At 65.4% G+C, this 24,855-nt stretch carries 21 protein-coding genes; 16 read left to right on the top strand and 5 right to left on the bottom strand.

The annotated features are described in order from the left end of the window. Positions 1-119: 119 nt before the first annotated feature. Genes E5S66_RS13215 through E5S66_RS13195 form a run of 5 tightly spaced genes read right to left on the bottom strand, consistent with a single transcriptional unit; the run spans position 120 to position 7,009 of the window. Positions 120-1,013 (bottom strand): cation diffusion facilitator family transporter, encoded by an 894-nt coding sequence (locus E5S66_RS13215; RefSeq protein WP_138349966.1) that lies wholly within the window; start codon positions 1,011-1,013, stop codon positions 120-122. Position 1,014: 1 nt separating this feature from the next. Next, positions 1,015-1,344, bottom strand: coding sequence for a P-II family nitrogen regulator (locus tag E5S66_RS13210; RefSeq protein WP_138349964.1), 330 nt, complete (start codon positions 1,342-1,344; stop codon positions 1,015-1,017). Then, positions 1,341-4,469 carry an efflux RND transporter permease subunit gene (locus E5S66_RS13205; protein WP_138349962.1) on the bottom strand — a complete coding sequence of 1,043 codons (3,129 nt, stop codon included), beginning with the start codon at positions 4,467-4,469 and terminating at the stop codon, positions 1,341-1,343. The genes E5S66_RS13210 and E5S66_RS13205 overlap by 4 nt, the downstream gene beginning before the upstream one ends. A 30-nt stretch (positions 4,470-4,499) precedes the next feature. After that, positions 4,500-5,726, bottom strand: a complete 1,227-nt coding sequence (locus tag E5S66_RS13200; RefSeq protein ID WP_138349960.1) for an efflux RND transporter periplasmic adaptor subunit — start codon at positions 5,724-5,726, stop codon at positions 4,500-4,502. Next, positions 5,723-7,009, bottom strand: a complete 1,287-nt coding sequence (locus tag E5S66_RS13195; protein WP_171033571.1) for a TolC family protein — start codon at positions 7,007-7,009, stop codon at positions 5,723-5,725. The genes E5S66_RS13200 and E5S66_RS13195 overlap by 4 nt, the downstream gene beginning before the upstream one ends. A gap of 656 nt (positions 7,010-7,665) precedes the next feature. Between E5S66_RS13195 and E5S66_RS13190 the strand changes: the two genes are divergently transcribed. From E5S66_RS13190 to E5S66_RS13115, 16 genes are all read left to right on the top strand, one after another. After that, complete coding sequence (locus E5S66_RS13190) at positions 7,666-8,088, top strand: CopL family metal-binding regulatory protein (RefSeq protein WP_171033570.1); 423 nt, start codon at positions 7,666-7,668, stop codon at positions 8,086-8,088. A gap of 104 nt (positions 8,089-8,192) precedes the next feature. After that, entirely contained in the window at positions 8,193-10,031 is a 1,839-nt protein-coding gene (locus tag E5S66_RS13185) for a copper resistance system multicopper oxidase (RefSeq protein WP_028840176.1), read from the top strand. Between the two features lie 5 nt (positions 10,032-10,036). After that, positions 10,037-11,110: a copper resistance protein B gene (locus E5S66_RS13180; protein WP_171033569.1), complete on the top strand. Its 1,074-nt coding sequence runs from the start codon at positions 10,037-10,039 to the stop codon at positions 11,108-11,110. A gap of 91 nt (positions 11,111-11,201) precedes the next feature. After that, positions 11,202-11,714 (top strand): nuclear transport factor 2 family protein, encoded by a 513-nt coding sequence (locus E5S66_RS13175; RefSeq protein ID WP_028840177.1) that lies wholly within the window; start codon positions 11,202-11,204, stop codon positions 11,712-11,714. A 173-nt stretch (positions 11,715-11,887) separates the two neighbouring features. Further along, positions 11,888-12,253, top strand: a complete 366-nt coding sequence (locus E5S66_RS13170; RefSeq protein ID WP_028840178.1) for a DUF411 domain-containing protein — start codon at positions 11,888-11,890, stop codon at positions 12,251-12,253. 91 nt (positions 12,254-12,344) lie between these two features. Further along, positions 12,345-12,701: a copper homeostasis periplasmic binding protein CopC gene (gene copC / locus E5S66_RS13165; RefSeq protein ID WP_246037245.1), complete on the top strand. Its 357-nt coding sequence runs from the start codon at positions 12,345-12,347 to the stop codon at positions 12,699-12,701. Between the two features lie 10 nt (positions 12,702-12,711). Continuing rightward, positions 12,712-13,647 carry a copper homeostasis membrane protein CopD gene (copD, locus tag E5S66_RS13160; protein WP_028840180.1) on the top strand — a complete coding sequence of 312 codons (936 nt, stop codon included), beginning with the start codon at positions 12,712-12,714 and terminating at the stop codon, positions 13,645-13,647. 132 nt (positions 13,648-13,779) lie between these two features. Continuing rightward, positions 13,780-14,199 carry a hypothetical protein gene (locus E5S66_RS13155; protein WP_028840181.1) on the top strand — a complete coding sequence of 140 codons (420 nt, stop codon included), beginning with the start codon at positions 13,780-13,782 and terminating at the stop codon, positions 14,197-14,199. A 125-nt stretch (positions 14,200-14,324) separates the two neighbouring features. Further along, positions 14,325-15,647, top strand: a complete 1,323-nt coding sequence (locus E5S66_RS13150) for a TolC family protein (protein WP_246037244.1) — start codon at positions 14,325-14,327, stop codon at positions 15,645-15,647. Next, complete coding sequence (locus tag E5S66_RS13145; RefSeq protein ID WP_138349953.1) at positions 15,644-17,173, top strand: efflux RND transporter periplasmic adaptor subunit; 1,530 nt, start codon at positions 15,644-15,646, stop codon at positions 17,171-17,173. The genes E5S66_RS13150 and E5S66_RS13145 overlap by 4 nt, the downstream gene beginning before the upstream one ends. A 1-nt stretch (position 17,174) precedes the next feature. Continuing rightward, entirely contained in the window at positions 17,175-20,324 is a 3,150-nt protein-coding gene (locus E5S66_RS13140) for an efflux RND transporter permease subunit (protein ID WP_138349951.1), read from the top strand. 172 nt (positions 20,325-20,496) lie between these two features. Then, positions 20,497-21,009 carry a MerR family transcriptional regulator gene (locus E5S66_RS13135; RefSeq protein ID WP_212745367.1) on the top strand — a complete coding sequence of 171 codons (513 nt, stop codon included), beginning with the start codon at positions 20,497-20,499 and terminating at the stop codon, positions 21,007-21,009. Beyond that, positions 21,006-21,320 (top strand): DUF2933 domain-containing protein, encoded by a 315-nt coding sequence (locus E5S66_RS13845; RefSeq protein WP_065427866.1) that lies wholly within the window; start codon positions 21,006-21,008, stop codon positions 21,318-21,320. The genes E5S66_RS13135 and E5S66_RS13845 overlap by 4 nt, the downstream gene beginning before the upstream one ends. Before the next feature lies 1 nt (position 21,321). Then, positions 21,322-21,987, top strand: coding sequence for a methyltransferase family protein (locus tag E5S66_RS13125; protein ID WP_028839372.1), 666 nt, complete (start codon positions 21,322-21,324; stop codon positions 21,985-21,987). Then, positions 21,984-24,374 (top strand): heavy metal translocating P-type ATPase, encoded by a 2,391-nt coding sequence (locus E5S66_RS13120; protein ID WP_138349949.1) that lies wholly within the window; start codon positions 21,984-21,986, stop codon positions 24,372-24,374. The genes E5S66_RS13125 and E5S66_RS13120 overlap by 4 nt, the downstream gene beginning before the upstream one ends. Then, positions 24,371-24,784 (top strand): hypothetical protein, encoded by a 414-nt coding sequence (locus tag E5S66_RS13115; RefSeq protein WP_138349947.1) that lies wholly within the window; start codon positions 24,371-24,373, stop codon positions 24,782-24,784. The genes E5S66_RS13120 and E5S66_RS13115 overlap by 4 nt, the downstream gene beginning before the upstream one ends. Positions 24,785-24,855: the final 71 nt, after the last annotated feature.

Below are 24,855 nucleotides of genomic sequence, written 5' to 3'. Positions count from 1 at the left end.
CCGAAAACCATTCTGTTCAACGTTGATGCACTTGGCGCCATTGCATGAGGTCAGTCCGCAGCACGATCAAGAATCTCGAACTTGATGGCTGTTTAAGCTGAACACCCAGAACGAGTCCTTCACGCATGTATTGGACCTTCGACCACCGTAGAGGCATCTACCTGCAACGTGGCGTGTTCGATATCGAATGCTGCTGTCAGCGCCGTAGCCAACGACTGCCGCACCACGTCGGGCGGTTGAGTTTCGTCGGCCAGGATGATGTGCGCAGTCAACACGGGTTCCTTGGATCCAAGCGCCCAGACGTGCAGGTCGTGAACCTTTGCAACACCTGGGTGCGCCAGCATCATGTCGCGCACTTTGTCGAGATCCATCCCCGCCGGCACGCTCTGCATGAGCACGCCGCCCGCTGCCCGCAACAGCGTCCAGGTGCGGGGCAGCACCCAGAGGCCGATCAGGACGGCAATGATCGGGTCGGCCAAGGTCCACCCCGTCATCATGATGATGATTGCACCACCAATCACGCCGACCGAGCCAAGCATGTCAGCCCAGACCTCAAGGTAGGCGCCCTTGACGTTCAGACTGTCGCCGCTGCCCGCCTTCAGCAACCGCATGGAGATCAGGTTCACCACCAACCCGAGCGCCGCGATCACCAGCATGCCCGTAGACGCCACATCGGGAGGCTGCCGGAATCGTCCGACAGCCTCCCAAAGGATGTAACCCGCCACGAGGAACAGCATCCCTCCGTTCACCAGAGCGCCGATGGCTTCCATGCGCGCAAAGCCATACGTGCGCTTGGCATCCGGTGGCTTGCGACTCATGCGCACAGCGAACAACGAGATGGCCAGTGCGATGACATCCGTCCCCATGTGCGCCGCATCCGACAACAAGGCCAGACTGTTGGTGATCAAGCCGCCGATGACTTCGGCGATGAGGAAGACGCTGGTGAGCCCGAAGGCCCACCACAACGGCTTCTCGTACTTGATCTCGCTGACGTGCTCGTGGCCTTCCGCCATTTCAGGACTCCTGCCTGACACCACCGATGGCGATGGCCTGCTCGACATTGCTGATATAGACCCACCCTGCTTCGATCTGCCCGGTGCGTCCGACGCGCTGGAAAACCTCCAAGGCGCGCGTCACTTCATCGTCCTCGCAGAACAACTCCATTTGCACCTCACTGATCACCTGGTCGCCGAACTCGACCGAGTACTGTTGTTCTCGGGCGCTAAGCGCCCGGAGCAATCCCTTGACATCGAACAAGCTCAAGCGCTTGAATCCGCTTGCTTCCAAGGCATGGATGAGATCCGAAACGCGATTGCGGTGCACGAACGCCTTGATCTGTTTCATGACGCGTTCTCCCTGGAGTTGCGCTCGACGGCTTTGCGGTCGGCGCGGTTTTCGAGCCATTCGTAAAGAACAGGCAGCAAGATCAGGGTGAGCAAGGTCGAGCTGATCAAGCCACCGACCACCACTGTTGCCAGCGGACGCTGCGTTTCGGCGCCGACGCCACTGGAAAGCAGCATGGGCACCAGTCCCAGGATGGCGACGCTGGCGGTCATCAACACCGGTCGCAGGCGCAGCGCAGTACCTTGCACCACCGCCTCGCGCACCGACAGGCCTTTCTCCCGCAACTCGTTGAGGAAGCTGACCAGCACGATACCGTTGAGCATCGCCACACCGAATACCGCGATGAAACCGATCGCCGAGGGCACCGACAGGTATTGCCCGGTGACGAACAACGCCAGCAATCCACCGATCGTGGCGAACGGCACGTTGACCAGGATCAGCGAGGCGTACTTGATCGAGTTGAACGCGGTGTAGAGCAGCACGAAGATGAAGAAGATCGTGATGGGCACGATCAGCGCCAGTTTCGCCAATGCCCGTTGCTGGTTCTCGAACGCCCCGCCCCACTCAATCCAGTAGCCTGCGGGCAATTTCACCTGTTGCTTGATCGCAGCGTCGGCCTCCTTGACGAAGCCATCCACATCGCGCCCACGCACGTCCATCTGGATGACGGCATAACGTTGCAGCTGTTCGCGACGGACGAAGGAGTAGCCCTCGCCGACAGTGACATCGGCCACTTCCGACAACGGCACCACGGCGCCTGTTGCAGTGCGCAACGGGATCTGGCGCAGCGATTCGACCGAATTTCGGGTGGCATCGCTCAAGCGCACCGCGATATCGAAACGCTTGACGCCGTCCAGCAACACGCTGACCGGTTCACCGCCCAAGCCGTTGCGCACGATGGTGAGGACCTCTTCGGCGTTCATGCCGTGGCGGGCCAGTTCATCGCGATCGACTTCGATGCGGATTTGCGGCTTGCCGACGTTGGCTTCAAGCGACAGATCGGCCACGCCCTGCACATTGCCCAATGCTGTCTTGAGCTGCCCGCTGATCCGGTCAAGCTCCTGCAGGTCCTGGCCGTAGAGTTTCAATGCCAATGTCGCGCGGACGCCCGAGATCAGTTCCTCCACCCGCATCTGGATCGGCTGCGTGTAGCCCGGCACGACATTGGGCACGACTTTTTCCAGCGTCTCCTGCATCGCCTCTTCAAGCTGCTTGATGTTGCGCCCGCTTTTCCATTCGTCTTCGGGCTTGAGAGCGGTGTAAATCTCCATGTAGTTGACGTCTGCGGTCTCACCTTTCTCGGCGCGGCCGATCATCGCCAGCGTCGTGTCGACCTCCGGGAACTGCTCGAAGGCCTTGGCGATGGTGTTGCTGGTCTTGATCGATTCGTTGAGCGAAGTGGACGGTATCCCCGTCACCCGCCACATGATCGAGCCTTCCTGCAACTGCGGCATGAATTCCTTGCCGAGGAACGGAAACAAGGCAAGGCTCGCCACCAGTGCGACGACGGCGCTGACCACCACCACTTTCTTGCGCCCAAGTGCCTTAGCCAACAGCGGCTGATAGCCACGCTTGATCCGCGCCACCAGCCATGTGTCCCGCTCCGGCTTGGGCTTGAGGATCATGGACGCAAGTACCGGGATCAGGGTCAGGCTCAGGATCATCGAGCCAGCCATCGCGAAGGCAATGTTGAACGCCATCGGCTTGAACATCTTGCCTTCGAGCCCTTCCAGCGCGAACAGCGGCAGGAACACCACGATGATGATGGTGATGGCGAACGTGACCGGACTAGCGACTTCCTTGGCGGCCGCCAGCACCGCCGACGTTCTGTCGACCTTTTCGCCGTGTTCCAGACGCTCGGCCATGATCCGGAACGCGTTTTCGACCATGACCACCGCACCGTCAACCATCATGCCGATGCCAATTGCCAATCCGGCCAGTGACATCAGGTTCGCAGACAGACCGGCTTGGCCCATGCCGATGAACGCGATCAGCATCGCCAATGGCAACGTGATGACCACCACCACCGCCGAGCGCAGATCGCCCAGGAACAGGAACAGGATGATCGCGACCAGGATCGAACCTTCGACCAGGGCGCGGGTCGCCGTGCCGACGGCCTTGTTGACCAGATCGGTTCGTTCATAGATTGGTCTCAGTACGATGCCCTCAGGCAACGCATCGCGCACCACATCGAGCTTGCCCTTGACCGCCTCCACAACGTCTTTGGCGTTTTCACCGATGCGCGCCAGGGCCATCCCCAGCACCACTTCCTCGCCATCGCGTGTCACTGCACCGAACCGGGGTGCCGGCGCTTCAACGACAGTTGCGACGTCGCGCAGATAGACAGGTACGCCGTCCTCGGCCTTGAGCACGATCTCGCCGATGTCCTCGGTCGACTTCAACAGGCCCAGGCCACGCACGAGGAATTGCTCGCGGCCCACATCCATGACATTACCGCCGACCTGGCCATTGTTGGACGGCAATGCATTGATCACATCGCCAAATCCCAAGCCACGCGCATACAGGCGCTGGGGATCGATCTGCACCTGGTATTCGCGCTCACCACCACCCCATGACGTCACATCGTCCACGCCGGGCGCGGTGCGCAGGATCAGGCGCACGGTCCATTCCTGCCAGGTGCGCAGGTCCATGTCGGTGACTTTGTCCTTGCCGACGCCGGGCGCGCGTTCGACCGTGTACCAGAACACCTGGCCGAGACCGGACGTGTTCGGACCCATGCTCGGTTTGCCATAGCCGTCGGGCAGTCGATCGCCTATTTCCTGCAGGCGTTCGTTGACCAGTTGCCGGGCGAAGTAGATGTCCATGTCGTCCTCGAAATAGACGGCGACATAGGACAGCCCGAACAGACTCACCGAACGGATTTCCCGCACCTTTGGCAAGCCGGCCAGAGCGGATTCAACGGGTGTGGTGAGCAGGAGCTCGATGTCTTCCGCGGCAAGGCCCGGAGACTCGGTGTAGATATTGACCTGGACCGGAGTCACATCGGGGAATGCGTCGATCGGTACATTGCGCACCGCATTGACGCCGAGGAAAGCGACCACCGCAAAGATGATCAGGACCAGGAACTTGTAACGCAGGGACATTTCCACCAGGCGATTCAGCATGGCGCACCTTCCCGCGTCAGGAGCAGGAGATCAATGTGCATCACCCTCTCCCAGTTGCGACTTGAGCATCTGCGACTTCACGGCAAAGGCACCGGCCACGACCACTGTGTCACCCGCTTTCAACCCTTCGCGGATCACGGTGCGATCGCCGATGACTTCGCCCGCGCGGACCGGGACCGGTTCGAGCGCGCCTTCTTTGTTGCGGCGGAACACCACCGTCTCGCCCTCGAGTTGCACCAATGCATCGGTGGGGAGTGAGAGTTGGGTAGCGGCGCTGTTGTCGGTGTTGGCAGCGGAGGCCGCCTCGAAATACACCTCGACGAAATCGCCGCCATGCAGGCGATCGTCCTTGTTCGCAACTTCGATCCGCACCGATGCGGTACGCGTGGCATCCGACGTGCGGTGAGCGCTGCGCAAGACCTTGCCGGCGATGCGTTTGCCGCCGATCACTACGGTCGCCGGACTTCCCGTTTCGATGCGAGGCGCCGTGCCCGGCGCCATCTTCGCGTCCACCCACACCACTGACTCATCGACGAGCCGAAACAGCGCCTTCCCCGGCTCGATGCGCTCGCCGACGATGAACTCGTCCTCGGTGATACGACCTGCGTGCGGTGCGGTCAGGGTGAACTGCCCATTGACACTGCCGCTTGAGGTGCCCGGCAAACCATAGGCTTGAGCCTTGGCGCGCGCGCGATCAACGGCGATTTTCGCTTCGTTGATGCGACGGCCGGCCACCGCTTCACGGCCAAGCGCCGACACGCGGCGCCATTCCTGTTCGGCGATTCGCAGGTCAGCCTGTGCATCGGAAACGTCGACACTGGCCAGCGTGGCCAGCGGTGCGCCTGCACGAACCTCGTCGCCGAGCTTGGCGTGGCGGCGCACCACCAGCGACGCGACACGTGGGGTGATCAACGTGGTGCCATAGGCACTGTCGACCACCTCGCCGGGCGCGCGCAGTTCCTCACTGAGCGAGGAAGACTGCAAGGTTTGCAGGGTGATGCCGGCGGCCTTGAGCGCCGCCTCATCCATCTTCACCAGCGCCGCCTCACCTTCTTTACCTTCCTCAGCGTGTTCGCCGCCCTTTTCGGTGCCTTCCGCAGGGGCGTCCTTGCCCGATGCGGCATGGTCCGCTTCGGCCGCTGGCGCCTTGGCAGGTTCGGCTTCGGGCGATTTGGAGCAGGCGGCAATGGCCAGCACCAGCGCGACGGTCACAGGCAGGGACATCAATCGGAACGGGGTCATCGTGTTCTCACTCATGGGGTGCCCTCCAACCCGGCCCAGCGTTCAAGCTGACCGGTGGCGGCGAGGTAGTCGGCGTAGGAGCGCCAAAGGCGGGCTTCGAGTTCGGCGCCGGCGAGCTGCGTGTCCAGGGTTTGCTTGAGTTGCTGAAGATAGTCGGAGGTCGACAGTTCGCCTTCGCGCCACAACCGTTCCAGTAACGTTGTGCGGCGCTCGACATCGGTACCGCGGCTGGCTTGCCAGCGAGTCCACGACGATTGCGTGGCCGCATAGGTGTCGATTGCCCGTTGCCGGTCGCCTTCGAGCTCGATTCGCACGCGGTCGCGATCGGCGACCGCGACATCGGCGTCGGCCTGCGCCGCTACCACTTCGGCGCGATAGGAGTTGCGCACGAACAGCGGCACGCGGATCGACACCCCGACCACGTTGTCGCTGGGACCACCCATATCGAAGCGTTTCCGTCCACCGTAGGCCCCAAGCGTGGGGTCGGCGATCCTGTTGCGCCGGGCGACCGTGACCTCGCGCTCGGCCGCCACTGCAGCGGCCTGGGCAACCAGCCAGTCCGGCAGTTGCTCGATACTGCTGTCTGCCGCGGTAGGCGGCGGCAAGGTGCCAGTCGGCAACGTCAGGTTGGCAAGCAACTCCGGTGACCCGCCCACGGCACGAAATCGTGCCTGCGCTTCGGCCTGCTCTGCCATCAACTGCGATTGCTCCGCTTGCGCCTCATCCCGCGCCAGCAAGGCGAGGTCGCGTTCCAGCCCCGAGATGTCGTCGGCGGAAAACTGCTTCTGCGCCAGATCAACGAAACGCGTCATCAGTGTCAGACGCCGTTCGCCGGTGCGCACGCGTGCGTTGGCTGTCTGCAATTCGGCCCAACCGGTGAACCACTGCTTGGCGAAGTCGCGTCGATGCAGCCGGGCTTCGGCGGTCGCTTGATCCACGCGGGCGGATGCCGCATCCCGGCGCACGCGGCGTTTGCCGCTCAGATCAAGGGTAAGACTGAGCCCAGCCGTCGTGGTGCGGTCGGGGCCTTCGTCGTCGGACGCAAGTTCGGCTTCGGGGTTGTATAGCGGCTGGCCCGCGGCATCGAGGCGGGCCCGGGCCGCGGCGAGTTGTGCCTCTGTCGCGCGGTAACTGGGATGGCGTTGCCAGGCGGCCTGCAGCGCGCCACGAATGCTGGCCGGGGCCAGCACATCTGGGGTTTTGGCAGCGAAAGCCGACTCTGGCAGCACAAAAACAGCCAGAGCGGCGAACGCCAGCCGCACGACGAAGCGTCGTCGCGGCGAACGAAAAAAATGCATTGGTAGATCCTCTGAGTCGACGGTGTCCGATGGCATCTCATGCCAAAGGGTTACAACACGTCACTCAGGAGATCGGTGGCCTCAGTTCGAGGGATATCGAGGCGCTGGGCGGCGAGCCAGACACGGTGGCATCGAGACCGCGTCGTGGACTCAAGGCGAACGCCATGGAGGTCGGTGTCAACGCAGCAGCGTGGTGGGAGCTGCAGTGGCTGCAAGCGCCGGCATGGCTCGTGAGAGGCACTGAGGGGGCCTCGACTCCCGACGTGTCAGACATCACAAGCGCGTGGTCGCTGCCGGCACCCAACCCCATGTCAGCAAAGTCGTGCTGGGCGCATGCCGCAGCCGTCCCAATCTTTAAGGCGAAGACCAGCAATACGAGCACTGCCAAGCGCGCGGAGGCGCGCAGGCGGGCAAGTAATCGTCGGGAAACGGCCGGGGGCATCCGTATACCTTACACACTGCCGGGGTTGTTATGAAATCTCATCTTGACTAGTGCTAGCACGAGTCTTGAGATGCGACAGGCTGGCATCAGTCAACATCATCTTTAAGGAATGACGGCTTCTCGAGCGGCCGCTATGGGTCGAAAGCTGACTACTGCACTCGCCTGGTATCGCTGCATTCATTCCACGTTTACATGCGGATGTATAATCGGGTGCATGGCTCTGCGTGCGCTCCTGATGCGGTTGTTCCTGGTCGTTGCGCTTTTGGCCAACGGTCCGGGCGTCGCGGGCGCGTCCATGCATCTGGAGCACCTGCGCAACTCCGGCGATCTGTCTGACGTGGCTGCGGTGCAGGCAGCAGCAGAGGCAATAACCGCCTGCCACGGGGCCGAAGCGACCGCTCCAGCGGCCGTGGATCACGGCCCCCCGCAGGCTACGAATGAGGCCGGCGACGCATCGCCAGCGGATGACTGCTGCCGGGCGGGCGATTGCTGCGCATGCATGCACCATTGCTCAGCGGCACTTGCCTGGTCGATGCTTGCCGACCTCAGCACCGGCTACCGGCAGACCGCCGAACCTTTCCTGTCCGGGCACGCATCCGCGGCCCGGGCCAACCTCCTGCGACCTCCGATCGGCTAAGTGTCGCGGCGCGCCGTCATCGGCGCCGCTGGATCTGTCCGTGAGTTCCGCACTGACAGAGTAATGCTCGCTTCGCGAGCCTTCGACCTTTTCCCGGAGTTTCCATGTCTTCCGATTCTTTCGGCCGTGCCGAGGGGCTGTCTGTCCCGTCGCGCCGCCTCTTTGTTCAGGGACTAGCCGCCGGCGGCGCCGTTGCGGCACTCGGCCTCTGGCCCCGTTCGAGCTGGGCCGTCCAGGCCGAGGGCGTACCCAACGTGCTCTCGGGCACCGACTTCGACCTGACCATCGGCGAGACGCCGATGAACTTCACCGGCGCCACGCGCACCGCGATCACGGTCAACGGATCCATTCCGGCACCGCTGCTGCGCTGGCGCGAAGGCACCACCGTCAACCTGCGGGTCCGCAATGCCCTGCCCGCCGGCTCCATCCATGGCAGCCAGGCGTCGATCCACTGGCACGGGATCCTGCTGCCGGCCAACATGGACGGCGTGCCCGGGCTCAGCTTCAACGGCATCAACCGCGGCGAGACGTATCAATACCGCTTCGACGTCGTGCAGGGCGGCACCTACTGGTACCACAGCCATTCCGGCTTCCAGGAGCAGGCCGGCCTCTACGGGCCGCTGATCATCGAGCCGCTGGAACCCGAACCGTTCGCATATGACCGCGATTACGTGGTCATGCTCAGCGACTGGACCGATCTTGATGCGAAGCGCCTGTTCGCCCGGCTCAAGAAGCGCTCGGATTTCGACAACTTTTCCAAGCGGACGGTTGGCGATTTCTTCCACGACGTGGAGCAGAACGGCCTGGCCGCTACCGTCGAAGACCGCAAGATGTGGGGCCAGATGCGGATGACGCCGACCGACCTGTCGGACGTCAACGCCAACACCTATACCTACCTCATGAACGGCACGACCTCGCTCGGCAACTGGACCGGGCTGTTTCGGTCGGGCGAGAAGGTGCGCCTGCGCTTCATCAACGGCTCCGCGATGACGTACTTCGACGTGCGTATTCCCGGCCTGAAGATGACCGTGGTCGCGGCCGATGGCCAGTACGTGCGTCCGGTGACCGTTGACGAGTTCCGCATCGCCACCGCCGAGACCTTCGACGTCATTGTCGAACCCACCGGGCAGGATGCATTCACCATCTTCGCCCAGGACAGCGGCCGCTCCGGCTACATCAGCGGCACCCTCGCGGCCAGGGAAGGCTTGCGCGCGCCGATTCCGAGCGTCGACCCAAAGCCGATCCTCAGCATGGACGACATGGGCCATGGCGGAATGGGTGGCGGCGGCCACGACATGTCGTCGATGGCTGGCGGTGCCATGGCCGGAATGGATCACAGCGGCCACGACATGTCGTCAATGTCCTCCAATGCGACAGCCGGCGGCAGCATGGCCGGCATGGACCACGGTGGCGGCGGGATGCAGGAACACCCTGTCACCGAAACCGGCAATCCCCTGGTCGACATGCAGACGATGGCGCCCGTGCCCAGGTTGGATGACCCGGGCATCGGCCTGCGCGACAACGGTCGCCGTGTGCTGACCTACGCCGATCTGCGCAGCACCTTCCGCGACCCCGACGGGCGCGAGCCCGGGCGCACGATCGAGCTGCACCTGACCGGACACATGGAGCGCTTCTCCTGGTCGTTCAACGGCGTGAAGTTCGCCGACGCACAGCCGCTGCGCCTGAACTACGGCGAGCGCCTGCGGATCGTGCTGGTCAACGACACGATGATGTCGCACCCGATCCATCTCCACGGCATGTGGAGCGACCTCGAGGACGAATCGGGCAACTTCATGGTGCGCAAGCACACCATCGACATGCCGCCCGGCACCCGGCGCAGCTACCGGGTGCGTGCCGATGCCCTTGGCCGTTGGGCCTACCACTGCCACCTGCTCTACCACATGGAAGCCGGCATGTTCCGCGAAGTGCGGGTGGAGGAATGAACGCCATGATCCGTTCCCACCGCCATTCTCTGGCCATCGGCCTGGCTTCTGCACTATCACTCGCAGCCGGCATCGCGCCGGTGTGGGCGCAGCAGGCGGACCATGCGGCGCACCAGCCGCCAGCGAAACCCGCTGCAAGCCAGCCGCCGGCCAAGCCTGTGGACCCGCATGCCGGCCACCAGCCGAGCCCGCCCGCCAGGAGTTCCGAGGACGAGGGGGCGATGGACCACGCCAACATGGGCCACGGCGCCATGAAGCAAGGGGCCGCAGTCATGGCTGGCGATGATCACTCCAAGATGGACCACTCGTCGATGGTTCATCAGCCTGCTGCCAGCCAGGATCTTCCAGCCACGGCCGAGCCGCGCGAGCCCATCCCGGTCGTTACACCGGCAGATCGGGCCGCCGCGTTCCAACCACTCGACGCCCACGTGATGCACGGCGAATCGATCAACTCGTACTGGTCGCTTGACCGGCTTGAAGCGTGGGACGCGGATGAGCGCGGCACCGGCATGTTCTGGGAAGCGCAAGGCTGGGTCGGCTCCGACTTGAACCGGCTCTGGCTCCGCAGCGAGGGCGAGCGTGCAGGCGGCTCTACCGAATCGGCGGATGTGGAAGTCCTGTACGGCCGCGCGATCGCCCCCTGGTGGGACGCCGTCGCCGGCATTCGCCATGACTTCGGCTTTGGCGGCGCCCTGTCGCGCACCTATGCCGCGCTCGGCGTCATCGGCCTTGCCCCGTACAAGTTTGAAATCAAGGCGACCGCCTATCTCGGGCAGTCCGGCCAGGTCGGACTCGGCGCGGAAGCCGAATACGAAACGCTGTTCACCAACCGCCTGATCGGCCAGTGGCTGGTCGAGGGCGAAGCATGGAGCAAGGACGATCCGGCGGTTGGCATCGGCAGCGGACTGAGCAAGGTCGAAGCCGGTTTCCGCCTGCGCTACGAGTTCCATCGCCGGTTTGCGCCCTACCTCGGCGTGGTCTGGGAACGCGCTTATGGCCGAACCGCGGATCAGCGTCGCGCGCAGTCCGGGGACATCGACGACACGCGGATCGTGGCGGGCGTTCGTATCTGGTTCTGACAGGCAAACGCACATTGAAACCCGACACCCGAACCACGCCTGACTGTGACGGCTGGCAAGCACACAACCATCGATCTACTGGAGTCTCTGCATGAACGCAATGACAACTTCCATCACCCTCGCCCTGGCGCTCGCCATCGTGCCGCCAGCGATGGCAAAGGCGACGCAGTCCCATGCACAACATCACCCCGTCGCCGCGGCCAGCGCGGACGTGGATGTTCCTACCGACGCAACAGCCGCGGTCGCGGTGGCCGAACGCTTCCACGGCGCGCTGTCCAGCGGTGACATGGCCACGGTCGAAGCGCTGCTCGCAGCCGACGTCCTCATCCTGGAATCCGGAGGCGCCGAGCGCAGCCGCGAGGAATACATGGGCCACCACGCCGTCAGCGATGCGGCATTCCTCAAGGGCGCGCATCGCCAGCTGCTCCGCCAGCGTGCACGGGTCGCGGGCGAGTTCGCTTGGGTCGGCACCGAAAGCGAGCTGCACGCCAAGAAGGACGGCAAGCCACTGACCGTCCAGAGCACCGAGACGATGGTGCTGCAACAGACCGCGGACGGCTGGCGCATCGTCCACATCCATTGGTCCTCGCGAACCAAACGCTGAGCGGGGACTCCGAAATGAAGGCTTACAGATTGAACCGCCTGACCTGGGTTGCCTTTGCGGTGGCGGGCCTGGGTGCTTGCACCCAGGCGGCTACACCCACGCAATCCACCATCGCGCCCGCTGCACAGGTCGTCCAGGAAACAGCCGACGCGACTCCCGCTGCCCTGCCCCGCATGACCGTCCACAAGACCCCGACCTGCGGGTGCTGCGGCAGCTGGATCGACCACGTGAAAAAAGCAGGCTTCACCGTGGATGTGCATGACATGGACGACCTGGGTCCGGTCAAGGAGCGCCTGGGTGTTCCCTATGCCAAGGGCTCCTGCCATACGGCCGAGGTCGGCGGATACCTCATCGAGGGCCATATCCCGGCCGAGGACATCAAGCGCCTGCTTGCAGAGAAGCCGGACGCACGCGGCCTAGTCCTGCCGGGAATGCCGCTCGGTTCGCCCGGCATGGAGGTGCCGGACGGGCGCCAGCAGCCGTACACGGTCGAACTGGTCCGGCACGACGGAACCACTGAGCCGTTCTCACAGCACTGAACAGCCACCAAGCAATGCCGCCGAACGGAGGCATTGCACCACCTTCGCAACGAGGATCATCGATATGAACTTGTCAAACGTTTTTCGCTCCATGGCGCTCGTCTTCGCGATCGCAGCGGGCCAGTTCTCGCTGCAAGTTGCCCACGCCCACGCCGCGCTGCAGCAGTCCACGCCGGCGGCAAATGCGGTGGTGGCCTCGCCGAGCCAGATTGATCTGGTATTCAACGAAACGCTGATTCCGCGGGCCTCGCGCCTCAAGTTGCTCATGAAGCACGGCAGCTCCACCATGCCGGTCGAGAATTTCACGACCGAGATCGTCAACAACGGCAAGACGCTGCGTGCCAAGCTGCCCAAGCCACTGGCTGCGGGTGCCTATCGCGTGGAATACCGCGCCGTTGGGGGCGACAACCACCCGATGACGGGCAGCTTCAGCTTCACTGTGCGCTGAGGATCCCGACATGTTCGACCCGGCGGCGTACGTGTTGCGGTTCCTCGAGTATCTGGTCCTGATGGTCCTGTTCGGGGTGCCATTGTTCGGATGGTACGGTTCGCATCGAACCGCCATCGCCGACGCCTTGAGCGATTGGCCGCTCAGGGGAGTTCTGTTGCTGGGTGCCGCCGTCGGTCTCATGCTCACCGGGACCGACGTCGTGGTCAAGACCGCGAGCATCTTGGGGATGCCGGTTGCCGACGTCGATCGCGCATCGCTGGGCTGGTATTTGTTCGAGACGTCCGCAGGCCTGGCAGCGACAGCGAGGGGCGCATTGCTGGTCATCCTGATCGTCGTGCTCGGATGGCAGCGCCGCCGCGGAAAGGTGGAGTCCGCCTTTCCGCGGCTGGCAATGCTGGCGGGCGGCGCACTTGCTACGCTGGCATGGAACGGCCACGCCGCCGCCGGTGAAGGCGCGTCCGGTGCGCTGCGGCTTGCTGCGGGCCTGGTCCACCTTCTCGCGGCAGGCGGCTGGGTTGCCGCGGTACTGGTGTTCCTGGGCCTGCTCCTGCGCAGGGAGGCGGTCTCCGGCAGTGGGCACCTTCGAACGACGCATGATCTTCTGCACGGATTCTCGACGCTCGGCACGGTCTTCGTCGCTGCGCTCATCGTGTCCGGCATCACGCACTACGGTGATCTCACCGCATGGTCGTTGTCGACACTGCTCGAGAGCACGTACGGGAACCTGCTGCTGGTGAAGCTTGCCCTGTTCGGAGGCATGCTGGGTCTGGGTGCATTGCACCGCTGGACGCTGGTGCCGCGCCTGGGACGCGCCTTGGAAAGCGGCGATCCTGTGCAGGAGGTGCGCGCCCTGCGGCAGAGTGTCGCGGCTGAAGCAGCACTGGCCATCCTGATCCTGATCGTCGTTTCTGTGCTGGGAACGCTCAGCCCCGCGGCTGCCTGAGCGCGATGGCGCATAGTCTTGATGGTCCCTCCCCCGCCGAGCATCGGCACGAACTCCCCCGCCGTCTCTGTTCCTGACCAGAAATTGATCTGGATCAGTTGCACCGGATCAGACAAAGAGTAAGCTCCGACCATGATCCGCCTTCGCCATCGGAACTGGTTCAAGCGCACTGCCCTCCTCGCGATGGTGGCGTTGCTCTGGTCCCAGTTCGCACTGGCCGGTCATGGCGGCTGTCTGGATCTCAAGGCCACAACCGCCGCAGTCGCGGCCGACGCGGACACCCACCACGACCACGGTCACGGTTGTGGCGCCGAGCTTCCCTCGGCTGACGAGGCACTGTGTACCGCGCACTGCAGCGAAGGCGACCTCTCGGCAGACAGCGGACGCATCCCGCCGGTTCCGCCGCTGCTTGTCGGCGTGTGGTTCTCCTGGTTCGCGGTCGCGGAAGTCGCGGACGGTGGCCCCGGGGTTACGTCCACATGGGTCGATTCGCCACCCACGCCTGCCTGGCACCGACCCACCGCGCATCCCGCGGCCCTCCTGCTGATCTGATGCCCGAACGCTGACTGCGCCGCACGCCTGTGCGGTGCAGTGCTGTGCGTTCGTGCCGTGCGCGTCACGGCATGTGTTCCTGCCCCGGCCGAGCGACTGCGTCGCGTCGGCCCAAGGACACTGATATGGCATCTCCGTTCTACCTGTGGCAGGCCAGCCGCCTGCACTGCCACCCGCTGTCCTGCCAGCGGCCACCGCGGCGGCGCCTGCTCGCCTGCGTGCTCGCCGGCGCCTTGTGGGCGCTGGCGCTGCCGGTGACCGCAACCGAGCCCATCCCGGGACACAGTCTCGAGTCGATCCGGACCTGGGTGCTCGAACACAACCCCGAGCTTCGGGCCATGGGCTTGGAAACCCAGGCTGCCGAAGCGCGGATCCTGCCGGCGGGCGCCCTGCCCGACCCAATGGCCTCAGTGGGATTTCGCGGCCTCGATCCGGACAAACCCTGGCGCACCGTCGGTGCCGACCGTGAGGTCAACTACGCGCTGCGCCAGCGCTTCCCGCTCTGGGGCAAGCGCGACCTGATGCGGACTGCGGCCAGCCAGGACGCGGTCGCGATCGGGCTCGATCGCATCACCGCGGCGCGCGACCTGCTGTCCGACGCCGAGGCGGCCTACGCACGTTATTGGCATGCCGATCAAGCGGTAGCCGTGCTCGATCGCCGCATCGCCCTGCTCCGCCAGGTCGAAGAGATCGCGGGAGTGCGCTACGCCCTTGGCCGCGCGCCACAGCAGGATGCCATCCGCGCCCAGGTCGAGCAGACCAGCCTGCAGCGCGAGCGGATCGAACGCCTCGCCGCCAAGCAGGAGGCGGCCGCCACCTTGAACGCGGTGCTGGGGCGCCGTTCCGATGCACCGCTGGCGGCTCCCGACGAGGCGCCGCGCCTTGCCGTCCGCAGCGCTTCGCTTGCCGAGGCTCTGGACGCCGCCGACACGCACCCCGCGGTCCGTTCGCAGCAGGCCCGCGCCGAGGCCGCGCGCACGAATGTGGTGCTGCAGCGTCGCAACCGCTTTCCCGACATCACCGTAGGCGTGGGTGCGATGCAGCTGGGCAACGGCATCCAGAGTACCGAGCTGATGCTCGAGGTGGAGATCCCGTTCCAGCAGCGCGCCCGCCGCGAGCGCGAGCGCGAATCGCGCCTGCTCGAGGAAGCCGCGCTGGCCCGCAGGGACGCCACGCTGCGGGCCGTCGAGGAGCGAGGCGCTTCCGCCTGGTCGCAGTGGACCAGCGCCCGCGAACGCCGGCAACTGATCCAGAACACGCTGCTGCCGCAGGCCGACGCCACCTGGCAGTCGGCGCTGGCGAGCTACCAGGTCGGCGAAGTCGACTTCGGGACGCTGCTGGAAGCACTCAATGAATGGCAGGGCGCCGACCTCGCACGGGTCGATGCATTGCGTGACGAACTGTTGGGCGCCGCCGCCGTGCGCGCCATCGAAGGAGATATCCGATGACCCGTGTCCAGACCCTGTCGCTCGCCATCGGCGTCGCACTCGCCGCCCTCACCACAGGCTGGATGGCCGGCCGCGCGACCAACGAGTCGCCGACCGCAGCTACATCCGCCGAGGCGCCTGCCGCGGAGCGCAAGGTGCTTTATTACCGAAATCCCATGGGGCTCCCCGACACCTCGCCGGTGCCGAAGAAGGATCCGATGGGCATGGACTACGTTCCGGTCTATGCCGACGACGCGCCGCCGGCGGCGCCGGGCACGGTGGTGCTGCCGCCGGACAAGGTGCAGGCGCTGGGCGTGCGCACGGAAGCGGTTACGCGCGGGGCACTGTCCGCCACCGTGCGCACCAGCGGCACGGTCGAGGTCGACGAGACCCGACAGTACGTCATTGCCCCGCGCTTCGAAGGCTGGGTGGAGCGGCTGTACGCGAACCAGACCGGCATGCGGGTCCGCGCCGGGCAGCCGCTGCTATCCGTCTACAGCCCGCAGTTGGCTGCGGCGCAGCAGGAATACAGGCTCGCTGACGAGACCGCCCGCAGGCTGGCCGGATCCGATCCCGCCAGCGCGGCATCGATGACCCGCCTACGCGATGCCGCCCGTACCCGCCTGCGCAACTGGGAAATCAGCAATGCGCAGATGGGCAAGAAGGCCCTGATCCTCACCGCGCCGGCAAATGCGGTGGTGATCGAAAAACCGGTGGTCCAGGGCGCCCGGTTCGAGGCGGGCGAGACCATCCTGCGCCTGGCCGACCTGTCGATGGTGTGGGTGGTCGCCAAGGTGCCGGCGGCGCAGGCCGCGGGCATAGCAATCGGCCAGCCCGCCCGCTTTGAAACCGTAGCCCTGCCAGGCCAAGTGGCCAAGGGCAAGGTCACCTTCGTGCAGCCCGTCATCGATGCAATGACGCGCACCGTGGACGTGCGCATCGCATTGCCCAATCCCAACGGCGACCTGCGGCCCGGGCTCTACGGGACGGTGCTGCTCGAGGCGCCGGGAACCGGCCCGGTGCTCACCGTTCCGCGTTCGGCCGTGCTGGACAGCGGCACGCGCCAGATGGTGCTGGTTGAGACCGGCGCGGGCCGTTTTGTACCGCGCGACGTGACCCTGGGTCGTCGCGGCGGCGAGCGCATCGAGATCCTCGACGGGTTGTCTGAAGGCGAACAGGTCGTGGTGTCCGCCAACTTCCTGATCGACGCCGAGAGCAACCTGCAGTCGGCACTCAAGGGGCTTGAGGGTCACGCAGGACACGGGTCGCCCTCCGGCACCAGTGAAGATCCGCAGCGCGAACAGTCAGGCGATGGCGCCGCCGACCCGCACGCCGGCCATGGTGCCGAGGCAGCGGATCCGCACGCCGGGCACAGCGAGGAGGCGGCTGACCCACATGCCGGCCATGCCATGCCTGCGGCGCCGGCGGATGCGCCGGCTCCCGCCAGCGCCCTTGACGCACCCGCCGGCCAAGACGGCCATGGCGGCCACGGGATGATGAGCGACCACGCCGCACCTACTTCCCCCACCGGGCACGAGGGGCACTGACATGCTTGGCCGTCTCATTGAATGGTCGGTACGCAACGTCTTCCTGGTGCTGGTGATGGCGCTGGCGATCGTCGCCGGTGGCATCTACGCGCTGACGAACACGCCGCTGGACGCCCAGCCGGACCTCTCGGACGTACAGGTGATCGTGTTCACCGAGTACCCAGGGCAGGCGCCCCAGGTGGTCGAGGATCAGGTCACCTATCCGCTGACCAGCGCCCTGCTCGCAGTTCCGAAATCGCGAGACGTCCGCGGCTTCTCGTTCTTCGGCGCCTCCTTCATCTACGTTATCTTCGAGGAAGGCACCGATCTCTACTGGGCGCGCTCTCGCGTGCTCGAAAACCTCAACGTCGCGTCGAAGAACCTGCCGCCCGGCGTGGCACCCGCACTGGGCCCCGACGCCACAGGCGTCGGTTGGGTATACCAGTATGTGCTGAAAAGCGATCGCCACTCGCTGGACGAGCTGCGCGCGATGCAGGACTGGTATCTGCGCTACCAGCTGACCACGGCGCCCGGCGTGGCCGAGGTCGCCAGCGTCGGCGGCTTCGTGCGCCAGTACTCGATCACCGTCGATCCGGTCCGGCTGCGCGCGTTCGACATCCCGATCTCACGGGTGTCCGAAGTGATCGCCGCGAGCAACCGCGACGTCGGCGGCCGCGTGATCGAAATGGCCGAGACCGAGTACATGGTCCGGGGACGTGGCTACCTGCGCGGCATCGAGGACATCGAGAGCCTGGTGCTGCGCGCCGAAGGCGGCGCACCGGTGCTGATCGGCGACGTCGCCCGGGTCGAACTGGTGCCCGACGAGCGCCGTGGCATCGCCGACCTGGACGGCGAAGGCGACGTCGTGGCGGGGATCGTCATTGCGCGGTTCGGCGAGAACGCCCTGGCCGTGATCGGCGGGGTAAAGGACAAGATCGCGGAACTTGCACGCGGCTTGCCCGAAGGCGTCAGCGTCCAGGCGGTCTACGACCGGTCAGATCTCATCGTGCGTGCGATCAAGACGCTGCGCACGACCTTGCTCGAGGAGAGCCTGATCGTCGCGCTGGTTTGCCTGCTGTTCCTGTTCCATGCGCGCAGCGCGCTGGTCGCGATCGTCATGCTACCGGTCGGCGTGCTGATCGCAGTCATCGCGATGCGTGCGCTCGGCATGAACTCCAACATCATGAGCTTGGGCGGCATCGCGATCTCGATCGGCGTGATGGTCGACGCGGCGATCGTGATGATCGAGAACGCGCACAAGCACATCGAGCGCTCCGACGGCTCCCGAAGCCGAGCCCAGCTGATCATCGACGCCTGCCGGGAGGTCGGGCCGGCGCTGTTCTTCAGCCTGATGATCATCACCGTCTCGTTCCTTCCGGTGTTCGCCCTGGAGGCGCAGGAAGGCCGCCTGTTCAAGCCGCTGGCCTTCACCAAGACCTTCGCCATGGCCGGTGGTGCGCTGCTTTCGGTGACCTTGGTGCCGGTGCTCATGCTCCTGTTCGTGCGCGGCAAGATCATGCCCGAGCAGAAGAACCCGGTGAACCGGTTCCTGGTCGCGGCCTATCGGCCCGTGATCGACGTCGTGCTGCGGCACCGCATGGCCACGATCGCGATCGCGCTGGTCGCCCTGTTCGCCAGCCTGTGGCCGGCGTCACGCCTGGGCAGCGAGTTCATGCCCACGCTCAACGAGGGCACCCTCCTGTACATGCCAGCGTCGCTGCCGGGCATGTCGGTGACCAAGGCGTCGGAGCTGCTGCAGCAGCAGGACCGGATCATCAAGGGCTTCCCGGAGGTGGAGTCGGTGTTCGGCAAGGCGGGCCGCGCCCTGACCGCCACCGATCCTGCACCTTTGGAGATGTTCGAAACCGTCATCAACCTCAAGCCCGAGGACGAATGGCGGGACGGCATGACCACCGACAAGCTCATCGCCGAGATGGACGCGGCGCTGAAGTTCCCGGGCGTCGCCAACTCCTGGACGATGCCGATCAAGGCCCGCACCGACATGCTGGCCACCGGCATCCGCACGCCCGTGGGCATCAAGATCTTCGGTAACAACCTGGACCAGCTGGAGGCCCTGGCCACCGAGATCGAAGCCGTAGTACGGCAAGTGCCGGGGACGACCAGCGCCTTCGCCGAACGCCTGACCGGTGCCTACTACCTCGACATCACCCCCGACCTGGCCAGCCTGGCCCAGTACGGCGTGACTCTGGGCGAGGTGCAGGACGTGGTGGCGGCCGCGCTGGGTGGCGAGATGGTCACCACCATCCTGCAGGGCCGCGAGCGTTTCAGCGCGATCGTGCGCTATCCGCGCGAACTGCGCGACGACCCGCAGCGCATCGGGACCCAGGTGCTGGTGCCGGTGCCCGGCGGTGCGCAGGTGCCGCTCGGCGAGTTGGCGAAGATCGAGGTTAGGAAAGGGGCGCCCAGCATCCGCACCGAGAACGCCATGCTGGCCGCATACATCTATGTCGATACCCGCGAAAGCGACCTCGGCCGCTACGTGAAGGCGGCGCAGGAAGCGGTCACTCGACAGGTGCAGTTCCCATCGGGCTACTACGTGACCTGGAGCGGTCAATACGAGTACATGCAGCGCGCCGCCGAAAAAATGCGGGTCGTCATTCCGGTGACGCTGGCGCTGATTTTCCTGCTGCTGTACCTCAACTTCCGCCGCGTCACCGAGTCGCTGATCGTGATGCTGTCGGTGCCGTTCGCCCTGGTCGGCGGTATCTGGCTGATGTGGCTGCTCGACTACAACACCAGCGTCGCGGTGATCGTGGGCTTCATCGCGCTGGCCGGCGTCGCCGCGGAAACCGGCGTGGTGATGCTGATCTACCTCGACCACGCACTTGAAGCGCGTGCCGCGCAGAGGCAGGCCGAAGGCCGGGCACTGGATTCACGGGACCTGCGCGAGGCCATCATCGAAGGCGCGGTCGACCGCGTGCGCCCGAAGATGATGACCGTGGTCGCGATCATGGCGGGCCTGCTGCCCATCATGTGGAGCAGCGGTACTGGCTCGGAAGTCATGCGCCGAATCGCCGCGCCGATGGTAGGTGGCATGGTGTCTTCGACCATCCTCACCCTGGTCGTGATCCCGGCGCTGTACTCGCTGATCAAGCAGCGGCAGCTGGCCAGGAAGCCGCACCCCTCCTCCGCACTACCCAAGGAGATGTAGTGATGGGGCCGTTCAACGCAGGCAGGGACCGACGGTTCATGCAGCTGTGGCCGCGAACATCCGTCCGTCTACGGCCAATTCGCGCGTTACTGGCTTCGCCCACCGCAAGGCCGGTTGACCTGTGTGCGAGACACAGGTCTAGCCTGATCAACACCTCGCCGGGAGCAAGCCGATGACGACCAAGGAAGAAGTGACGCTGCCGCTGATGACGGTCCGCCAGCTGGCACGGCAGGGCGATGTCACGGTGCATGTGGTGCGCAACTACCTGCGGCGCGGTCTGTTGCAAGCGGCCACGCATACCGAGGGCGGCTACCAGTTGTTCTCCACGTCGGAGCTCCTTCGCCTGCACTTCATTCGCACGGCGCAACACCTTGGCTTCACGCTGGGGGAAATCGAGGAAATCATCCACCACAGCCTGCTGCGGCACAGCCCTTGCCCACTGGTGAGGGACATCATCCGACGCAGGCTCGACGACACCCGTCACCAGCTGGACACGCTGCTCGCCATGCACGGACGGATGGAGCATGCCGTGCGCGCCTGGGCTTCGCTGCCGGACTCCATTCCAACTGGCAACGATGTCTGCGCATTGATCGAATCTGTTGCCGCTGCTGAAGGCGGCGGGTTCGTCAAGTCCACCCCGCGGCGACTTCTTGGACGCCGCCCCACAGAGGAGAATTTGCCATGACAGCCTCCAGTCCTGCCCCCTCAGGCTCCCGACGCTGGGTCTTCTGGATCTTCCTGGCGCTGGCCGTGTTCTATCTCGCCGTCGAGCACCGCGCCCACCTTGGGGGGACGCTTCGCTGGTTGCCCCTGGCCATCCTGCTGCTATGTCCCTTGATGCATGTGTTCATGCACAAGGGGCATGGCGGTCATGGAGGTTCCGGAAGTCATGGGCGCGACGGCAATGCCGACGACACACCCCATGGCCAGCATGAGAGCCGTAGCAAGCGGGCACTGAACGACGAAACGTCCGACACCTCGAACGGAGGGCACTGACATGCAGGCACCCGACTCCGGCTACGGCCTTTGGCTGCTGGCCGCCATCAACACCGCGTTCTTCATCTTCTTCGCCTGGAGCTTCTACAAGCCCTTGACCCGCTGGGACTGGCGGGGGTTCGGGATGTTCTCCGCCTTCGTCGTGGCCCTGTTCGCGGAAATGTATGGCTTCCCGCTGACGTTGTACGTCCTGGGCGGGTGGCTCAGTGCCAATTATCCGCAAGTGAACTGGCTCAGCCATGACGCGGGCCATCTGCTGGAGATGTGGTTCGGCTGGCGCGCCAATCCGCATTTTGGTCCATTCCACATGGCGAGCTTCGTCCTGATCGGCGGTGGCTTCTGGCTGCTGTCGGCCGCTTGGCCAGTGTTGTATCGGGCGCAGCGTGAGGGCCGGATGGCCCGAGACGGCGTGTATGCGCGCATGCGCCACCCGCAGTACGTCGCTTTCGTGTTGGTGCTGACCGGTTTCCTGCTGCAGTGGCCCACGCTGCTCACACTCGCCAGCTATCCGGTGCTCGTGTGGGCCTATGCCCGCCTGGCGCGCCGTGAGGAAAAGGACTGCCTGGGCCGCTTCGGCGACGAGTACGTCCGCTACATGCAGCAGGTGCCGGCCTTCATTCCGCGACGCAGGCGCGGCCCCGCCCCATCCCAGGGAGAAGTCCGATGACACACGTCCACGAACCGCCAGTGCGCACGCGCACCTGGCCCATCGGCGACATGGTGAGTGCCGGCTGCGCGCGCACGCTGGAGAGGGCCGTAGCCGCGTTGCCCGGAGTCAACGCCACCATCGCGAATTTCGCCACCGCGACCCTGCAGGTGTCCTACGACCCGGCCCGCCTGTCGTCGGGCGCGGTCGCCACCGCGATCCGCGACTGCGGCTTCCAATGCGACGCCTCGATGCCCGCTGCCGGCCCGGGCGCAGGCGCGCACGCCCACGCTGCGCATGCCCGGCACGGACCGGGTACCACCGCGGAGCACCCTGCCGACGCCCACGCCGGCCACGGCGATGACGCCAAGGATGCCGGGGGTCACGACGCCCATGCGGGCATGAACCACGGCAGCGATCTGCACGCCGCGGCGCGCGACATGGGCCGCCGCTTCCTGGTCGCTCTCGCCTTCGCGATCCCGGTATTCGTGTGGTCGCCCATGGGCGGCCTGATGGAGCCGCCGCCGGTGCCGTTTGGACTGCGCGAGAACGTCTGGTTGTTCCTGCTGGCGACCGGCGCCGTGCTGTATCCGGGCTGGCCGTTCTTCAGTGCGGCGATTCGTTCGCTGCGCCGCGGCGTGCTGGACATGGCGGTGCTGGTGCTGCTGAGCGTGGGCACCGGCTACGGGTTCAGCATCGCGTCGACGTTCTTCTTCGACGGACCGAACTTCTACGAGGCCTCGGCGGTCCTGCTGACCTTCGTCCTGCTCGGCCACTGGCTCGAGATGCGGGCACGCGCCGGCGCTTCGGACGCGATGAAGGCGTTGTTGAAGCTGTCCCCGCCCCGCGCGGTGGTGCGCCGTGACGGACAGGAGCTCGACATCCCGACCGCCGAAGTCCTGGTCGGCGATATCGTCGTGGTGCGGCCGGGGGCGAAGATCCCCGTCGACGGCACCGTCGCTGAAGGCAGCTCCCAGGTCGACGAATCCATGCTGACCGGCGAGTCGATGCCCGTGCGCAAAGACCCAGGGGCCTCCGTTGTCGGCGGATCGATCAACAAGAGCGGTGCATTTGCCTACACCGCCACCAAGATCGGCAGCGATACCGCGCTGGCGCAGATCATCAAGCTGGTCCAGACCGCACAGAACTCCAAGGCGCCTGCGCAACTGCTCGCCGACCGCGCTTCGCAGTGGCTGGTGCTGGCCGCGATCGTGATCGGGCTGCTGACCTTCGCGGTCTGGTTCTGGTGGCTGGGACAGCCGCTCATGTTCGCGCTCACGCTGACGATCACCGTCTTCGTCATTGCCTGTCCCGACGCACTGGGTTTGGCCACCCCGATGGCGATCATGATCGGCACGGGCCTGGGCGCTCGACACGGCATTCTGTTCAAACACGCCGAAGCCATCGAGAAGAGCGCCCGGCTGGACGTTGTGATCTTTGACAAGACTGGAACCCTGACGGTCGGTGCACCGGAGGTGGTCGACATGGCGGTCGCACCGGGCTGGACGCAGGAGCGGCTACTGGCCACGGCCGCTGCGGTCGAGGCGCATTCGGAGCACCCGCTGGCGCAAGCGATCCTCAAGCGCGCCGGTCCGGCAGCCGAACGCGCTACGGCCTTCACCAACATCGACGGCCAGGGCGCCACCGGGGTGGTTGACGGGGTGCAGGTCCTGCTGGGCAATCGCATCCTGATGGTCGAACACGGAATCGATCTATCCGTGCTGGAAGCGGAGGCCGCGCGCCTTACCGGCGCCGGCCGCACCGTGATCTATGCAGGGGTAGGCGGCGAGCTTGCGGGCTTCTTCGCAATTGCCGACGCGATCCGCGAGACCTCGCGCGCCGCCATCGACGAACTGCATCGTCGCAACATCAAAGTGGCGATGATCACCGGCGACAATCGCCCCACCGCCGAACGCGTAGCTCAGGATCTGGGGATCGACATCGTACTGGCAGACGTGTTGCCTGGCGGCAAGTCCGACGAGGTCATCAAGCTGCAGTCGCAGGGCCTCAAGGTCGGCATGGTGGGCGACGGCATCAATGACGCACCGGCGCTGACCCAGGCCGATGTCGGCTTCGCGATCGGAGCCGGCACCGATGTCGCCATCGAGAGCGCCGACATCGTGCTCATGCACAGCGACCCCTACGACGTCGTGCGCGCGACCGCCATCGCCCGGGCTACCCTGCGCAAGATGCACCAGAACCTCGGTTGGGCCGTGGGTTACAACGTCCTGGCCTTCCCGCTCGCGGCCGGTGTTTTCTATCCGTTCGTGCTGTCGCCGGAAATCGCCGCCCTATCGATGTCGGGAAGTTCGGTGATCGTGGCCCTCAATGCCTTGCTTCTCAAACGCCTTCCACTGGCGGACGTTGCCGCCTCCCCTCGCATCCAGTCCAAGGAGTCCACGCCATGAATCCCGCGACGCATCTTTCCCACCCAAGGGCCCGAGGCACGTATCCCCGCCGCTGGTATGCCGCGCTGGCCTTGGCTGCTCTGTTCGCCTTCGCATTGCCGGGTGTCGCCTCGGCGAGTGAAGGCGGATTCCGTCACAACGTACTGATGCGCGGCCAAGTGTTGGAGAAGCAGAACGAAACGCTCGTCGTCTGCGTCGGACAGGCCGACGGCGCCCAGGTCGGGCAGGTGCTGGATGTGATCCGGCACAAGCGCCGCATCCGGCATTCGCGGACCGGCGGTCCACGCTACCGCCGTGAAAACGTCGGCCAAGTGCGGATCGTTGAACTGTTCGACGGTCACTACGCGGAGGCGGAAGTGATCTCCGGCAGCCCCAAGGTCAACGACACAGTGGAGCTCGTTCGCCCCTGACCAGGCGCGTCGCACGGGGATGCGCGTCGGCCCTTCCAACGCCTCCCGCAATCGCTTCCTTTCGAGACAGG

It is taken from the genome of Thermomonas fusca, from assembly GCF_005862345.1.
GTDB classification, from domain to species: Bacteria; Pseudomonadota; Gammaproteobacteria; order Xanthomonadales; family Xanthomonadaceae; genus Thermomonas; species Thermomonas fusca.
Note: the sequence above shows the minus strand (reverse complement) of the source record. Positions and strands in the feature narration are given on the sequence as shown.

Coding starts and splice junctions, on each gene's coding strand:
- E5S66_RS13120 (WP_138349949.1), top strand. CDS start 21,984: ATGACACACGTCCACGAACCGCCAGTGCGCACGCGCACCTGGCCCATC.
- E5S66_RS13115 (WP_138349947.1), top strand. CDS start 24,371: ATGAATCCCGCGACGCATCTTTCCCACCCAAGGGCCCGAGGCACGTAT.
- E5S66_RS13170 (WP_028840178.1), top strand. CDS start 11,888: ATGACCGTCCACAAGACCCCGACCTGCGGGTGCTGCGGCAGCTGGATC.
- E5S66_RS13845 (WP_065427866.1), top strand. CDS start 21,006: ATGACAGCCTCCAGTCCTGCCCCCTCAGGCTCCCGACGCTGGGTCTTC.
- E5S66_RS13185 (WP_028840176.1), top strand. CDS start 8,193: ATGTCTTCCGATTCTTTCGGCCGTGCCGAGGGGCTGTCTGTCCCGTCG.
- E5S66_RS13145 (WP_138349953.1), top strand. CDS start 15,644: ATGACCCGTGTCCAGACCCTGTCGCTCGCCATCGGCGTCGCACTCGCC.
- E5S66_RS13200 (WP_138349960.1), bottom strand. CDS start 5,726: ATGAGTGAGAACACGATGACCCCGTTCCGATTGATGTCCCTGCCTGTG.
- E5S66_RS13140 (WP_138349951.1), top strand. CDS start 17,175: ATGCTTGGCCGTCTCATTGAATGGTCGGTACGCAACGTCTTCCTGGTG.
- copC (WP_246037245.1), top strand. CDS start 12,345: ATGGCGCTCGTCTTCGCGATCGCAGCGGGCCAGTTCTCGCTGCAAGTT.
- E5S66_RS13215 (WP_138349966.1), bottom strand. CDS start 1,013: ATGGCGGAAGGCCACGAGCACGTCAGCGAGATCAAGTACGAGAAGCCG.
- copD (WP_028840180.1), top strand. CDS start 12,712: ATGTTCGACCCGGCGGCGTACGTGTTGCGGTTCCTCGAGTATCTGGTC.
- E5S66_RS13155 (WP_028840181.1), top strand. CDS start 13,780: ATGATCCGCCTTCGCCATCGGAACTGGTTCAAGCGCACTGCCCTCCTC.
- E5S66_RS13125 (WP_028839372.1), top strand. CDS start 21,322: ATGCAGGCACCCGACTCCGGCTACGGCCTTTGGCTGCTGGCCGCCATC.
- E5S66_RS13210 (WP_138349964.1), bottom strand. CDS start 1,344: ATGAAACAGATCAAGGCGTTCGTGCACCGCAATCGCGTTTCGGATCTC.
- E5S66_RS13180 (WP_171033569.1), top strand. CDS start 10,037: ATGATCCGTTCCCACCGCCATTCTCTGGCCATCGGCCTGGCTTCTGCA.
- E5S66_RS13195 (WP_171033571.1), bottom strand. CDS start 7,009: ATGCATTTTTTTCGTTCGCCGCGACGACGCTTCGTCGTGCGGCTGGCG.
- E5S66_RS13205 (WP_138349962.1), bottom strand. CDS start 4,469: ATGCTGAATCGCCTGGTGGAAATGTCCCTGCGTTACAAGTTCCTGGTC.
- E5S66_RS13190 (WP_171033570.1), top strand. CDS start 7,666: ATGGCTCTGCGTGCGCTCCTGATGCGGTTGTTCCTGGTCGTTGCGCTT.
- E5S66_RS13150 (WP_246037244.1), top strand. CDS start 14,325: ATGGCATCTCCGTTCTACCTGTGGCAGGCCAGCCGCCTGCACTGCCAC.
- E5S66_RS13135 (WP_212745367.1), top strand. CDS start 20,497: ATGACGACCAAGGAAGAAGTGACGCTGCCGCTGATGACGGTCCGCCAG.
- E5S66_RS13175 (WP_028840177.1), top strand. CDS start 11,202: ATGAACGCAATGACAACTTCCATCACCCTCGCCCTGGCGCTCGCCATC.